Origin of the sequence: Exiguobacterium sp. s78 (assembly GCF_018618985.1) — a bacterium.
Lineage (GTDB): Bacteria > Bacillota > Bacilli > Exiguobacteriales > Exiguobacteriaceae > Exiguobacterium_A > Exiguobacterium_A abrahamii.
Genome location: NZ_JACSNB010000001.1, coordinates 1,251,984 through 1,266,075 on the forward strand (window position 1 = coordinate 1,251,984; position 14,092 = coordinate 1,266,075).

Annotated in this window: 18 protein-coding genes; 14 read left to right on the forward strand and 4 right to left on the reverse strand. The window is 50.6% G+C overall.

Annotation, left to right across the window (positions count from 1 at the left end; all coding sequences use genetic code 11):
- The first annotated feature begins 8 nt into the window (after window positions 1-8).
- From KNQ18_RS06390 to KNQ18_RS06425, 8 genes are all read left to right on the forward strand, one after another.
- Window positions 9-767 (forward strand): SDR family oxidoreductase, encoded by a 759-nt coding sequence (locus KNQ18_RS06390; RefSeq protein WP_064299848.1) that lies wholly within the window; start codon window positions 9-11, stop codon window positions 765-767.
- A gap of 116 nt (window positions 768-883) precedes the next feature.
- Window positions 884-1,798: a methyl-accepting chemotaxis protein gene (locus KNQ18_RS06395; protein WP_231884657.1), complete on the forward strand. Its 915-nt coding sequence runs from the start codon at window positions 884-886 to the stop codon at window positions 1,796-1,798.
- Window positions 1,799-1,958: 160 nt separating this feature from the next.
- Entirely contained in the window at window positions 1,959-3,476 is a 1,518-nt protein-coding gene (gene nikA, locus KNQ18_RS06400; RefSeq protein WP_214723252.1) for a nickel ABC transporter substrate-binding protein, read from the forward strand.
- The gene (locus KNQ18_RS06405) at window positions 3,476-4,411 is read left to right on the forward strand and encodes an ABC transporter permease (protein WP_215084173.1); all 936 of its coding nucleotides are present in this window, start codon (window positions 3,476-3,478) and stop codon (window positions 4,409-4,411) included. Before nikA ends, KNQ18_RS06405 begins: the two co-directional genes overlap by 1 nt.
- A complete protein-coding gene (locus KNQ18_RS06410) occupies window positions 4,408-5,235 on the forward strand; it encodes an ABC transporter permease (protein WP_251133304.1) in 828 nt (275 codons plus the stop codon). Before KNQ18_RS06405 ends, KNQ18_RS06410 begins: the two co-directional genes overlap by 4 nt.
- On the forward strand, window positions 5,183-5,929 hold the full coding sequence (locus tag KNQ18_RS06415) for an ABC transporter ATP-binding protein (protein WP_214723248.1): 747 nt from the start codon (window positions 5,183-5,185) through the stop codon (window positions 5,927-5,929). Before KNQ18_RS06410 ends, KNQ18_RS06415 begins: the two co-directional genes overlap by 53 nt.
- A gap of 35 nt (window positions 5,930-5,964) precedes the next feature.
- Window positions 5,965-6,645: an ABC transporter ATP-binding protein gene (locus KNQ18_RS06420; RefSeq protein ID WP_215084177.1), complete on the forward strand. Its 681-nt coding sequence runs from the start codon at window positions 5,965-5,967 to the stop codon at window positions 6,643-6,645.
- Entirely contained in the window at window positions 6,639-7,928 is a 1,290-nt protein-coding gene (locus KNQ18_RS06425; protein ID WP_215084179.1) for an MATE family efflux transporter, read from the forward strand. Before KNQ18_RS06420 ends, KNQ18_RS06425 begins: the two co-directional genes overlap by 7 nt.
- 40 nt (window positions 7,929-7,968) lie before the next feature.
- Here the strand turns inward: KNQ18_RS06425 and KNQ18_RS06430 are convergent, their stop codons facing one another.
- A complete protein-coding gene (locus tag KNQ18_RS06430; protein WP_215084181.1) occupies window positions 7,969-8,568 on the reverse strand; it encodes a TetR/AcrR family transcriptional regulator in 600 nt (199 codons plus the stop codon).
- Window positions 8,569-8,678: 110 nt separating this feature from the next.
- On the opposite strand from KNQ18_RS06430, the gene KNQ18_RS06435 reads away from it, so the two are divergent.
- Window positions 8,679-9,206, forward strand: coding sequence for a hypothetical protein (locus tag KNQ18_RS06435; protein WP_215084183.1), 528 nt, complete (start codon window positions 8,679-8,681; stop codon window positions 9,204-9,206).
- Window positions 9,207-9,224: 18 nt separating this feature from the next.
- Here KNQ18_RS06435 and KNQ18_RS06440 read toward each other — a convergent pair whose 3' ends face one another.
- Window positions 9,225-9,608, reverse strand: coding sequence for a hypothetical protein (locus KNQ18_RS06440; protein WP_029341748.1), 384 nt, complete (start codon window positions 9,606-9,608; stop codon window positions 9,225-9,227).
- A gap of 145 nt (window positions 9,609-9,753) precedes the next feature.
- On the opposite strand from KNQ18_RS06440, the gene KNQ18_RS06445 reads away from it, so the two are divergent.
- Complete coding sequence (locus tag KNQ18_RS06445) at window positions 9,754-10,161, forward strand: hypothetical protein (protein ID WP_023468357.1); 408 nt, start codon at window positions 9,754-9,756, stop codon at window positions 10,159-10,161.
- A 25-nt stretch (window positions 10,162-10,186) separates the two neighbouring features.
- Here the strand turns inward: KNQ18_RS06445 and KNQ18_RS06450 are convergent, their stop codons facing one another.
- Window positions 10,187-10,756 (reverse strand): recombinase family protein, encoded by a 570-nt coding sequence (locus KNQ18_RS06450; protein ID WP_064299856.1) that lies wholly within the window; start codon window positions 10,754-10,756, stop codon window positions 10,187-10,189.
- Between the two features lie 199 nt (window positions 10,757-10,955).
- Here KNQ18_RS06450 and KNQ18_RS06455 point away from each other — a divergent pair, with 199 nt between their 5' ends.
- Window positions 10,956-11,429: a hypothetical protein gene (locus tag KNQ18_RS06455; protein WP_029341746.1), complete on the forward strand. Its 474-nt coding sequence runs from the start codon at window positions 10,956-10,958 to the stop codon at window positions 11,427-11,429.
- Entirely contained in the window at window positions 11,419-12,141 is a 723-nt protein-coding gene (locus KNQ18_RS06460; protein WP_251133305.1) for a nucleotidyltransferase domain-containing protein, read from the forward strand. Before KNQ18_RS06455 ends, KNQ18_RS06460 begins: the two co-directional genes overlap by 11 nt.
- A 67-nt stretch (window positions 12,142-12,208) precedes the next feature.
- Here KNQ18_RS06460 and KNQ18_RS06465 read toward each other — a convergent pair whose 3' ends face one another.
- On the reverse strand, window positions 12,209-12,994 hold the full coding sequence (locus KNQ18_RS06465) for a pentapeptide repeat-containing protein (RefSeq protein ID WP_215084185.1): 786 nt from the start codon (window positions 12,992-12,994) through the stop codon (window positions 12,209-12,211).
- A 44-nt stretch (window positions 12,995-13,038) separates the two neighbouring features.
- Between KNQ18_RS06465 and KNQ18_RS06470 the strand changes: the two genes are divergently transcribed.
- On the forward strand, window positions 13,039-13,467 hold the full coding sequence (locus KNQ18_RS06470) for a GNAT family N-acetyltransferase (RefSeq protein ID WP_215084187.1): 429 nt from the start codon (window positions 13,039-13,041) through the stop codon (window positions 13,465-13,467).
- Window positions 13,467-14,090, forward strand: a complete 624-nt coding sequence (locus tag KNQ18_RS06475; protein WP_215084189.1) for a hypothetical protein — start codon at window positions 13,467-13,469, stop codon at window positions 14,088-14,090. The genes KNQ18_RS06470 and KNQ18_RS06475 overlap by 1 nt, the downstream gene beginning before the upstream one ends.
- Window positions 14,091-14,092 lie beyond the last annotated feature (2 nt).

The following is a 14,092-nucleotide window of genomic DNA, read 5'->3' on the forward strand; positions in this document are numbered from 1 at the left end:
GATTCATGATGCGACTAACAGGTAAAACGATCATCGTCACGGGAGCTGGCTCAGGAATGGGTGAAGCCATGGCCAAATTGTTTGCACAAGAAGGCGCACGGATCGTCGCAGCGGACATTCGGTTGGAAACCGTTGAACGGGTCGTCTCTGACATCAAGGAAGCGGGTGGAGAAGCGATCGCTGTTGTAAGTGATATCGCCAAACCTAACGCAGCAACAGAACTCGTCCAACAAGCGCTTGAGGCTTACGGCAAACTGGACGTTCTCGTCAACAATGCTGGGATCATGGACGGAATGGAGGGAGTGGAAGACATCTCCAATGAACGCTGGGATCATGTTTTCGCCGTCAATACGACGGGAACGATGCGTCTGATGCGCGAAGCGGTCAAGCATTTCAAGGAAGTAAAAGGTGGTGTCATTCTGAATAACATCTCGATTGGCGGTCTGAACGGTGCCCGAGCAGGAGCAGCCTATACCGCTTCCAAACATGCCGTCATTGGTTTGACGAAGAATACAGCCTTCTTTTACGCCGGAGAGGGGATCCGCTGTAACGGGATCGCTCCTGGAGCCGTCGAGACGAACATCGGACAATCGATGACGAACCTGAATGAATTCGGGATGGGCCGCGCGATGCTCGGCATGGGACTCAATCCACGTGCCGGTCAACCGGATGAGATCGCAAAATTGGCATTGTTCCTCGTGTCTGACGAGGCGAGTTTTATTAACGGGGCGATCGTCGTCGCCGATGGTGGATGGAGTGCGTATTAAAAATCGTATCTTATTTACTAGATTACAGTTTAAAATGGCAGGAACCTGTCGATATAAGGGATAATATGACAATAGGAGCATTATGACCTTGAGTTTGAATCCAGGGAGGAATCGGCATGTCGATGCAGGAACAAGCAGCACACGTCACCGACACACAAGTCATTCGAGCAATCGAGCAAAATCTGGCAATCATCCGCTTTGACGATCGACGGAAAGTCGCATATGTCAACGAGTTGTTTGCCCGGACGATGGGGTATGAAGTGGAAGAGCTAATCGGTAAATACCACCGTGATCTTTGCTTTCCAGCGTACGTCAACAGTCCGGATTATGAGTTGTTTTGGCGCAAATTGATGCAAGGCATCACCTATCAGGACAAGATTGAACGCCGTGCTGCCGATGGGCAACAAAAATGGCTCGAAGCGACGTATATGCCGATCTATTCGGATGACGGGCGCCGGGTCGTCGGTGTCTCAAAAATTGCATCGGACATTACGATTCGCCAACAGGAAGTCTTACGGATGGCAGCTGAACTCAACGAGACATCCGCGTTCTTGACGGTCAAATCGGAGAGTGGTCGTCAGGACGGTCTGAACGTGCTGGCGACCGTCCAACAAGTCGAGGCGGAATCCGTCGAGAATCTGTCGAGCCTTGTTGCCTTACGAAAGGATGCGAACTCGATCACCGACATCGTGAAGACGATCCGTGATATTGCAGCGCAGACGAATCTGCTCGCCTTGAATGCGGCAATCGAGGCGGCACGTGCAGGTGAACATGGGCGCGGGTTCGATGTCGTCGCGACCGAAGTCCGAAACCTGTCGAACAAAGTGTCCCACTCAATCGGGGAGATCAAGAACAACATTGAAGGGATCGTTGAGCGGATTGAAGATGTTTCGCACAGCATCGAGCGCATTTCGTCTAAGGTCAAGGACAGTACGGGTCAACTCGAACATACGGTCAGTGAGTTTGATCAATTGGCTGATTCAGCGAAACAACTCGAGCGTCAGGCAAAACAATTCGTCCATGTCTTATGACACACATCGATACCGGATCACACGAGCTGTTCGTTTGTAGTTGATTCGGTATTTTTTTGATGGCGAATTCAATATAGAGAAATAGAAAAGACGCTTGTTAAATCGGAATCGTTACGATATGATGTAAAACGTAATTATTCCGAATTAAAGGTGGAGAACAATGTCTACATATAAAACTGCGAGCCTCATCGGTAGTGTCTTCCTCGGTTTGACACTTGCCGGTTGTGCTGCTTCTGATAAGCCACAAGAACAAAACCATTTGACGTTCGTCTATAACTTCGCGACACAATCGCTCGATCCGCATCGCGACAGCAGTTATGTTCCGCTTCGCGCAGGGGTGACGGAGACACTCGTCCGTCTTGATGACGAACGATTGACGGTCGAGCCGTGGCTTGCGAAAAAATGGTCCTATGAAGGAAAGCGAACATGGCGGATCGTCTTGCAGGAAGACGTGACGTTCCATAACGGGAAAAAACTCGATGCGGCAGCCGTCAAATCGTCTCTCGAACGCTCGATTGACGAAAATCCCGGTGTCAAGAATGCCTTGAACATCGAGACGATCAAAACGGACGGACCCGATCTGCTCATTCAAACGAAGACGACATATCCAGAGTTCATCTCGGAACTCGTCAATCCGAACACAGCAATCATCGACACGAAAGCGAGCGGGGTGACGAAGGAACCGATGGGAACAGGTCCGTTCCAAGTCGAGCGGTTCGCTCCGGGAACAAAAGTCGAGTTAAAACGTTTCAAGTCCTATTGGCAAGAACAAGCGAAACTTGATTCCGTTGATTTTGTCTTCAACGAAGATGCTGGCGCACGGACGAACGCTTTGCGTGCCGGACAGGCGGACATCGTCTATCGACCGGAAATCGAGAGTGTCAAGCAGTTGAAGTCTGAAGGATTAACAGTCCAAGCGACGGATACGTTCCGCGTCCATCAGTTGACGATGAATGTCGCGAACGGTCCGATGCAATCTCTTGAGGTTCGACAGGCAATCGACACTTTGGTCAATCGAACACAGCTCGTCGATCACGTCCTCCAAGGATATGCGGTGTCAGCGCGTGGTCCGTTCCTATCGTCATTCCCATTTGCTCCGAACTATCCGCAACAAGAGCAGAAGACGCCTGAGGAATGGCTCAAGCAAGCCGGTTATACGAAGCAAGACGGACGGATGCAAAAGGACGGTCGCCCTTTAAAACTGACCTTATTGACGTATGCGGCTCGACCAGACCTTCCGTTAATCGCCCAAGTCATTCAAGATGACGCGAAAAAGATTGGCGTGGCGATAACGATTAAACAGATCGATGTCCCAGAAGAATACATGGCGAGTAACCGGGACTGGGATATCGCGACGTACAGCAATCTGACAGCTCCGCGTGGGGATGCTGGTTATTATTTAAACGCGACCTATCATCCGAACGGGGGACTGAACTTCAGTCGTGTCGCGGATCCGAAGTTGACGAAACAGATCGAGACGTTGAATGAAACGATTCAGATCGAGGAACGTTCACGGCTTGCGGAGCAGATCGCGCGATATGTCGACGAGAAACGCTACAATAGCTTCTTGCTCCATCCTTCAACACTCGTTGCCTACGACGGCAAACGCGTCAAAGGATGGAAAACAGAAAAAAGTGAATACTACATGATCACGAACACGTTGCAGGTGAACGATTGATGTGTTCGATCGTCAAACGACTGCTGTCGCTGAGTCTATTCACTTTACTCATCACGTTCGGTTGTTTTGTCTTGCTGCGGTTACTGCCGGGTGATCCGGTCTTGACGTTATTGAATATCGATGAATTATCAGCGACGCCCGAACAAATCGAGGCCGCGCGCCGTGAATTAGGATACGATCAGCCGTTGCTCGTCCAGTACGTCCGTTGGCTGCAAGACATACTCACCTTACGTCTCGGAAACTCTTTACAGACGGGGCGACCGGTCATCGAGATGTTGCAAGAGAGTTATCTCGTGACGGCGGAACTAGCACTTGGCGGCCTTACCATCGCCTTATTGATCGCCTTACCCCTTGGGATCGGGAGCGCCTTGACGACGCGCCAAAGCGTCGTCCGTCTCGCCCACCTTGTCAGCATGAGCGGAGCGGCCGTGCCAGGCTTTTGGATCGGTCTGTTGCTCGTCGATCTGTTTGCCGTCCGTCTCGGGTGGTTACCTGTGATGGGACGGGAAGGGATGACGTCACTCATTCTCCCGGCTCTATCACTCGGCTTTCCGCTTGCGAGCGTCTATATTCCATTGATTCGACTGAATCTACGCCGTGAACTGAACCAACCGTACATCGAATTGGCACGGATGCGTGGGATATCTGAGCGGACGATCCTTTGGCGTTATGCGCTACGCGGCAGTTTGCCACCGGTCCTGTCCGTGTTCGGTCTGACGCTCGGCAGTCTTGCTGGAGGTGTCGTCGTCCTCGAAGTCTTATTTGCTTACCCGGGCGTCGGGAAGTTGATGGTCGATGCGATCCTACAACGTGATTACCCACTGATCCAAGGGTACATCTTGCTGACGACAGGAATCATTCTCGTCCTGCATCAAGGTATAAGATCGCTGAACCGAACATTACGACCAGATTGGCAGAAGGGAACACACACATGAAAAAAAGATGGCTCATTTTCGGAGGATGTCTACTATTATTTATTTCATATACCGTATATATTAATCCTTTTAATACCAACGTAGCGAAAAGACTTGAGCCCGCTTCATTCGAGCATTGGCTCGGAACAGATGGTCTAGGACGAGATTTCGCAGCTCGTCTTTTTTTAGCTGGTTTGATATCCTTAGGTTTCAGCCTGCTTACTGTGTTGCTCACAGCGTGCATCGGTACCTGCCTTGGTTGTCTAGCTGGCTTTTATGATGGACGTCTCAAGCGGTGGATTCATCGGTTAGAAGATGGTCTCGTGATTTTTCCAGACACCGTTCTAGCACTCGTTATTGCCGGACTATTTGGTGCTAGTCCTCAAAGTTTGATCTTTGCGATTTTACTCATCAAATGGATCTCCTACGCGAGATTAAGTGAGACACTCGTGACCGAGACGATTCAAAAACCATACATCAGCATGGCACGCATCAACGGGTTAACAGACAACATGATCTTACGACGCCACATCCTTCCGACTATCATCCGGCAAGTCGTCGTCTTGATGAGTTTGGATGTCGGCAAAGTCATCTTATTCTTATCGGCATTCTCTTATATCGGGCTTGGTGTCCAAGCACCACTGCCAGAGTGGGGAGCAATGTTGAACGAAGGACGTCCTTATTTCAGTTCCGCACCCCGGCTCATGCTTTTGCCAGGTGCGTGCATCGTCTTGACCGTCGTTGTGACGATGGGATGGACACGGTGGATGAAGAAAAAAGGAGGACAAGTAAATGATTCAGATTCGGAACTTACACGTTCGGGCGAAACACGTCCTTCTGCATGACATGAATCTATCGTTACCAGCTCATCGATTCATCTGTCTCGTCGGAGCGAGCGGGAGCGGTAAGACGCTCTTGCTTAAACGATTACTGGATCGATTGCCGGACGGGATGTCGTCGAGTGGAGAAGTCATCTCGGACGAACCTCTTCGGCGTGGTCTCGATATTGGTTACATACCACAGCAGTATACCGATGCGTTTCTTCCGTTTTTGACGATGCGTCAGATGTTACGGGATACATATCGCGCACATGGACGAAAGATGGATCATCCTTACATCGATGACGTCTTGCGAACGCTTGAGTTGGACCCGACCTGGTTGGACCGATATCCAGGAGAGTTGAGCGGTGGGCAATTGCAACGGTTCGCGATCCTGCTTGCCGTCGCCTTAAAACCACGGTTGATTTTAGCAGATGAATTAACGACGGCACTCGATCCCGTGTTGACACGTCGTTTACTCGACTGGTTGACTAAGTACCAACACCAGTACGGGGCAACGGTTGTGTTCGTCACCCACGAATTAGGACCTGCTTTACATTACGGGGAGCAACTCGTCTTAATGCAGGATGGACGAATTGTCGAGACGGGAACACCACAGATGATCGAGCAAAGTCGTCATCCGTTCACGATGAGCTTGATGCAAGCGCATCGTACATCACTGGAAGAAAGGAAGAGTTCATGTCACCAGTCTTATCCGTAACAGATCTTACTTATCAGATAAAGGGTCAGTCTATCTTGTCGAATATCTCATTTCACGTGACGAAAAAGGCGTCGATTGGCATCATCGGGGAGAGTGGGAGTGGCAAGACGACACTCGGACGATTGATTCTCGGTCTGCTCAAACCCACGCATGGTTTGATTTCCTTACATGAAAAGGCATTTCCGAGTGGGCACCGAAACGAGCGACGAGCTATTCAAGCCGTCTTTCAACATCCTCTCGCTTCCTTTAATCCAGAATGGACGGTGCGGGAATCGATTCTCGAACCGTTTCGTCAGCATCGTCCGATTTTGCAGCATTTCCCAGCGACGTCAGAAGTGGATCTTATTACGGCTCTCGCGTTTGCTGTCGGGGTCGATGAACAGTTATTCGATCGATTGCCCCATCAATTGAGCGGAGGACAAATTCAGCGTGCCGCGATTGCCCGCGCGATTTCGATTGAACCCGACATCATTGTGATGGATGAGCCGACGACGGGGCTTGATGTCGTCTCCCGCGCACAGATCATCGAACTACTAGAGCGCTTGCAGCAGACACTCGGTGTCAGTCTCGTATTGATCTCGCACGATATCGACTTCATCCGGCGCCTCTGTTCAAAAACACTCGTCTTACGTGACGGTCGTGCTGTTGATTTGATTGATCGATTGGAAACAGGTGGTGCGTATACCCAACGATTCGTCGAGGCCGGAACATGGTGAACGCACAACCGACGCACAAAACGTACTGGTTACTCGCGTATCCGCTGATTCTCTCAAGTATTGCGACACCCTTGCTTGGCGTGACCGATACCGTCGTCATCGGTCAATCCGGTGATCCGCGGGCAATCGGCGGCATCGCCGTCGGAGCCGTCTTCTTCAATACGATCTACTGGTTGTTCGGTTTCTTAAAAGTCAGTACGACAGGATTCAGTGCCCAAGCAAGCGGGGCGAATGACATACATGCCTTACGGACGTCCCTCTACCGACCGTTGTTTCTAGCAGCCTGTATCGGTCTGCTTATCCTGTTGTTTCGACAGCCGCTCGAGCAAATCGGACTGTACTTACTGGCACCACCTGCTGACTTGCTTGATGCGGTCAAAACGTATATCTCATACCGGATGATCGGCGCACCGTTCGTGTTGATGGGGTATGCGTTACTCGGTTGGTTGATTGGTACCGGTCAGGTCAAGCACGCCTTGTTCGTCCAATTGTTCAGTACAGGAGTCAATGTCGTTCTCGATATCGGATTCGTCTACGGATTGGATGCCGGTGTTGCTGGAATTGCGGTTGCGACCGTCATCGCGGAGATCAGCATCGTCGTCTGTGCTCTGTACCTGATTCGTGGTCATTTGGCGATGACGCGTGATGAATGGCGTGCCTTGACGGCGTGGCACGCGTACCGTCAATTCTTTCAAGTCAATCGTGACTTGTTCATTCGTACGATTTTCCTTCTACTCGTCACCGGCTGGTTCACACGTGCTGGAGGACAATTCGGACCGGATGTCCTCGCAGCCAACGCGATTCTGCTACAAATCCAGTATTTGATTTCGTACTGGTTCGGTGGACTCGGTCATGCGTCAACCGTTCTCGTCGGTCGGGCGAGAGGGAATCAGGATCAGGCAGGATACCGGACGAGTGTCCGTTTGGCACGGACGTTCGGATTCTACTCGGTCGTCTTCTGGTCACTAGTGCTCCTCTTCCTTGAGACACCGCTCCTTCAGTTGTTCACTTCAGAAGAGGCGATCTTAGACGCAGCGCGCGATTATTACTTCTGGATCATCATCCTACCGCTTCTCGCCGGTTGGGCGATGATTTATGAAGGCATCTTTGCCGGACGGGTTGAAGCAACACCCGTCCGAAATTCGATGATTCAAGCAGGCATTGGTTTTGCGGTCGTCCTCCTGCTGACACCGACTTTTGAAAATCAGGGTGTCTGGGCAGCGTTTTTGACGTTCTTCTTGATTCGTTCCTTATCGTTGATTCTCGTAGAAGCAAAACGATGAAAAACCCGCTGTTTCCCTCGTGCGTAAAGGGAACAGCGGGTTATTTGTCGTCGATCGCTAAAGGTCGGACGAAGAGGGCGTTCAAGTGATGGACGAGCACATGACGCAGGCGTTCTTTTGGTAATCGTTCTGGTCGAAACAAGGCATGAAAGGCTAACCCGTCAACGAGTGCTGCGAGGCGTTCACTCTCAAGCGCAATGTCTAAACCCGCTCGGAGTGTACCGTCCGGGATCCGTGTCAACAGTACCTGGACCATATGGTAGATATCATCCGGATTTTCCGCCGCTTGCGATGTATACGCGGACATCATGAATTGAAACCAGACCTGCATCTCGAGCTGATGCTCGGGTGCATAAGGCAAGACCTCAAGTAAGACGTCACATAACGTTTCTTCCGGAGTTCCTCCTTTCTCGAAAATGGTTGTGATACGTCCCTGGACCCTCTCTTGGACGAGGTCCATCGAGAAGCAGAGCAACTCGTCCTGGGTCGTGAAGTAATACCGCAAGGCACCCAGCGAGAGTCCCGCTTCCTTGGCGATCGTCCGGACACTGGCTTGTTCAATACCGACTTGAGAAATCGTGCGCCACGTCGCTTCCGCGATGAGGCGTTTGCGTTCTTCGTGATTGACTTGTTTTGGCATGTCTCAAGTATATCATCTTTTTTAGCACGAATGTATTAAAAAGACTAGTCAAGCGCTGAAAGAGGTGTTATCTTTATGATACAGTCGTATTAAAAAAGGAGAGGATTGATATGCAACTCGTCGCGTGGGCAATCGTCGGTTGTGAGATTCTATTTTGGGTATTCATTGTCGCCGGACTGATCGTGCGTTATGGATTCAGACGAGAGAAGCTTGGTTTTCGATTGATGGCGATGTCACCGGTGATTGATATCGTCTTACTGGTCTTAACGGTGTTTGACTTAAGTCGCGGCAATACAGCAACGCTCGCGCACGGACTTGCTGCGATCTATATCGGTGTCTCACTCGCATTTGGGAAACAAATGATTGCCTGGGCGGATGGAGTCTACCGCCGTTTTGTCCTAAAAGAGCACGTAGCAAAAGAACGGATATCGCGTGCGCGACGGGAACGCAACGGGTTCTATCGGCACGTGCTGGCCTTTTTGATTGGTGGGACGTTACTCGGTGCGATGATTTTGTGGTTGGGAGATGCTGAGCAGACGGAGAGTCTCTTACGGACGTTACAACTTTGGGTGCTCGTCCTCGTGATCGATGGGATCATCTCGATGAGTTACACCGTCTTTCCGGCTCGATCCAAATAAAAAAACGAACCTTGTCTGTCAGCGGTCGACAGTGAAGGTTCGTTCCCGAATCGTATTCGTATGGACTTGTTTCCGGGCGTCGATCGAATCCCGAATGTGGATGATGTAGCGGCGTCCTTTTTTGTATCCAGAGCGCGGTGGTTTGATTCGGATTTCTTTGCCGTCAAGGACTTCAATCTCCGTTTGCATCCGTTCACCGTTCGAATCCGTCACGGTGACTGTTCGGTTCGAAACTTGCTCCTTCCGTAGTCCTTTCGCGTATTCGATGTCGAAGGTATGATACGAGGAGATGGAGCGGGCACGTGATTTGAAGTGCGGCTCATCCGTCCGTTCATCGAGAGTGCAGTAGCAACCCGTGAACAAAAGACTCGCCGAGAGGAGTATCGAAAATAGATGTTTCACGAAAACGCTCCTTTATGTATTTGGTAATTTTAGTATAAGACAAATTTTGGGTTACGACAATCCTTCTTGAGACCGATTCGTTGATATCTATTAAATTCAAGCAGGTCCATGCTATAATCGACCGAGAGAAAGGAAGCGATACACCATGCCAGTACAACCAGACCAACGCGAGATCATCGTCTCGATTCGGACAAGTTATGATTTTAAAGCTGATACCGGTCGCGCAATCCGCGTCATCGAGTTTCACGGACGCCGGACGACACTGTTCGATACGTTCGAAGCGTCATCACCGAAACGGATGATCTTGATCGAGATGATTCGTGCCGTCCAATCGTTCAAGGAACCCTTCCACATCATCTTCAACGTCGAATGTAACTTCGGTTTCAAGTATTTGACGGATCAGCGGAAATGGGAAAACCGGGATGTCGGGAATACGTTCCTCGACTTGATTGAACAAGGTGGTCATACGTATGAATTACGAGACAGCTCGTTCTATGAAGGCGGAAAAGCCCTCCAAAAATGGCTCGGCAACACCTTAAAGCAAAATAGCTGAAAAAAAGGCTGATTCCATGATGGAGTCAGCCTTTATCCGTTGCATCGATTGTCTCGCTTTCGAGATATCGGTACAACGTACTTTTACTAATACCGGTCTGTTCGCGGATGTCAGCGAGTGAATAGTTTTTACTTTGATACATCGCGATCGCGCGGCGGACATTTTCATCCGGCTTCCGCGGTCGACCGGTCTGCTTTCCTTGTTCTTTTGCTTTTGAGAGTCCGGCACGTGTCGACATGCTGATGACGTCACTTTGCAGCTGGACCAGGTGGCGTGCCGTTTCAAGAAACGACAAGGAGGCACGCTCGCTCGTCCGAATCTGTTCGCGGAGTGACCACAGCGTCGCACCGCGTGTCTCCATGTGCTCGAGCATCTCGATCAAGTGCCGCGTCGAGTCTGCTAAGATGTAGAGATGCGTGACGATGACTTCGTCTCCCGTCTGAAGTGTCTCGAGCATCTGTTCTAATTCCGTCCGTCGTTTGGCCGAATCATGCGTCTCGATGACACGTGTCGTCACATCAATCTTGTCGGCTTCCTCTTGTTGCGTAGAACAGTCTGGATCATCCGGATAGGGTCTCATGTAGAAATATTGCATGAATGGAGCTCCTCTCTGTCGATCACGATCGACGTCAGTTCCTCATCAGTATACCGTATTCTCACCTCCGTGCCGCAGAAAACCGAAAACATGCCTTTCTTCTCATGTTCGTATCGACTAATTTGTGGTAAATTGAGTGGAAGTAAGTTTCTCGGACTCATCCCGATACCATTCATTCTTTTTAAATGAGGTGCTCATCATGAACAAAGAAGATCATCAACTCGCCCGTCAGCTCTTGACGACCTATTTCATCGGTACACAATTAGCCACGGTCCATGTCGCAGGCTACGTCACGCTCGAATTCATCAATTTATTCGATACGACAGCGCCTGAACTACGACTACGGATCGAGACGGACCGTCTGTTTTACGGCGATGTCGAGACGACACAGGATTGGGTCGTCCGCCATGCGACGAAAGAAGAGATGTTACATTTGATCGTCTCACTTCACGCGGAACGCATCACCGGTGTGCGAATCGGAAAGACGGCACCGCACTTATTCCTAACGTTTAGCAACGGACAAACGCTCGTCCTGAACGGATCGGATACATATTATGAATCGTGGGCGATCGATATCGGTCTCGCGCCACACCGAGCCGACGCGACGATCGTTGCCGTACCGGGTGACGAACTGGCCGTCTTCTCCGGAATCGGTGAACAAGTTGAAGACTAAGTGGACACGCATGGAGTGGTGCGACTGGATCATGCCGCTCGTTGCGTCACGGTACCCGAATCATTGTGCTGTTTTACTTGCCGGCAGCCATACGCGAGGGCAAGCGACCGCACAATCAGATGTCGATGTGATCATTTTTGAAGCAAGTCGAGGTCAGGCGTACCGGGAGTCGTTCATCCATGACGGTGTCCCGGTCGAAGCATTCGTCCATTCCTTTGAGACGATTGCACATTTTTTCGAGAGTGATCGGGAACGTGGTCGCCCGTCCCTGCAACGAATGATTGCTGACAGCTGGACGATCGAGGATCATCCGCGACTTGCAACTATTCGTCAGGAAGCGATTCAACAATTGGCGGACGGACCGATTGCGTGGACGACTTCGGAACAAGAGCGCGCACGTTATTTTTTAAGTGATTTGCTCGACGATTTCGAGAGTGTGACGAACCGCGCGGAAGGTCTAGCGATTGTGTCACGTTTATATGAACAGAGTATCGAGTTCGTTCTTCGCGCCAATCGTTGCTACATCGGACAAGGGAAGTGGGCGATCCGTGCTCTTTCGGAGTTTGACGAAGATTATGCTAGTCGACACACAATGGCATTCGAGTTGTATTATCAATCAGATGACCGACGAGAAGTCGTCGCGTTAGTCGATGATTATCTTGCCCCATTCGGCGGGCGTTATTTTGACGGCTTTACGCTCGGTAAACGATAACAAGCAAAAGGAGGTACGCTTTCGGATCAATCGACCGAAAACGTGCCTCCTTATCGTTCGCTTCTGTTTAACGCCAATGGGACGGACGGAGTAAGCGACGCGGTAACTGTGTCGCGGCATTACCGACTGCCGCATTGATTTGTGCCTGTGTCAAAAAGAGCGCGTCCGTCAGATCGGCGTCCTTGACGTTACAGTCTCGCAAATCAGCCCCAAGAAAGTTGACTCCGCGCAGGTTACTGTGCGACAAGTTCGTCGAAAGCAACCACTGGTTCTGAACACTGGCACCTGAGAAATTACGTCCTGATAACTTTTTTCCGACCCAGTCGCGTGGTGTCTGGTCGCGTCTTCCGCTATACTGAGCTTGAACACGTGACGCAATCATTTCAAGGAGTGGTCGGACGGTTTGACGAATAGGTATCAAGTCAAGTCGTTCAAATTGATCGGCTGGTAATGCCGCGTACCGGGTTAGTGCGGCAAGTGTCTCATCGAGTTGATCGTGGATGTCACGCGTGACATCGCGTTTCCCGTCGGTTATGTACCACATCATCTCAAACAAGTGAACCATCTTCGGGAAGGCAGCATAGATCGCTTGGCGTCGCTTGGGTGCATCATCGCCTTGAAACGTCTGCTGTGACAGATGCTGTCCGGCACCGAAACAATCATAGACGGTACAGCCTTTGTAGCCGCTGTCGCGTAACCGGTCATGGATACGACAGCTGTAATCGGCCTCAAGATTACGACACGGTGTCGCTTCTGGTTTATCGTGACCAAAATCACTGGATTTCGAAAAAGCGAGTGCTGTACAACATAAACCAAAACACTTCGTACAATCAATCTGGAACGTAGGTTCCATCGTAGTCACCTCCACTACTACTATAACAAGAAAGGAGTTTGGACATGCTGCAATTTCAACTCAAAGAAAATGAGGACGGACAGGACTGGCTCAGACAACAAGTACGCCAATACAATGTCGAGCGATCACCGTTTCATGCGACGAAACGCTCCGAGGGAACACAAGCCGTCACATTACTTGCGACGCATGATGATCAACCGATCGGTGGCATCTCAGGGGAAATGTACTGGGGCTGGTTACATATTGAATGGTTTTTCATCGTCGAAGAGGAACGGGGAAGTGGGCTCGGTACTCAGTTATTCCGTCAACTGGAGGAATGGGCACGAGCAGAGGGTGTTCAGCGAATTCGCGTCGAGACGTTCTCGTTTCAAGCGCTTCCGTTTTATGAGCGACAGGGATTCGTCGAAGTCGGACGAATCGATGATTATCCACCAGGGATGAGCTATCATCTGCTCGTCAAACAGGTTGACTGATGAAACGGCGTCTTTCCCTCATCTTATTGTTCGGTCTCGTGCTCGGAACGCTGACGGGGATGCATCCACGTCAAGAGACCGTTTCCTTTACAGCGAAGCAAGTCGCCAAGTTATATACAGAGATGACAAACACACTAGTCGAAGCGCGTGATGTCTATTTCGTCGAACGACTATCTGACCATTATGCCGTCGCGTATCTTGAAGCGAAGCACGACCGCTTGTTTTTGCTCCTGCAACAAACCGATGAGTCACAACGAATCGACCGAATCATTCGCTCAAAACAGACGAGGGAGACGGATTGGTTCGAAGGTCGCTTGTTGACGACGGACGAAGGGCGATACCTTGTCGCCTACGGCATGAATGGTTCGAAGCAAATGAAATCGATCCGGTTCGAGCCGTATAAGACGACGGCTGATAGGGAGGCACCACTACGTCCAATGCAACGCTCCTTGTCGGTAGCAGATCAGGAACGTTTCCATACCGTCCAACCGTTACCGGATGCCTTCCCGCATTCGCTCTATTTCGAGATGATCGCGACGAGCGTAGACGGGAAAGAGACGATCCAACGCTTGACGTTACCAAGCGATAACGCATCCGTGTTTTCTACGACCCGTGACTTCTAGTA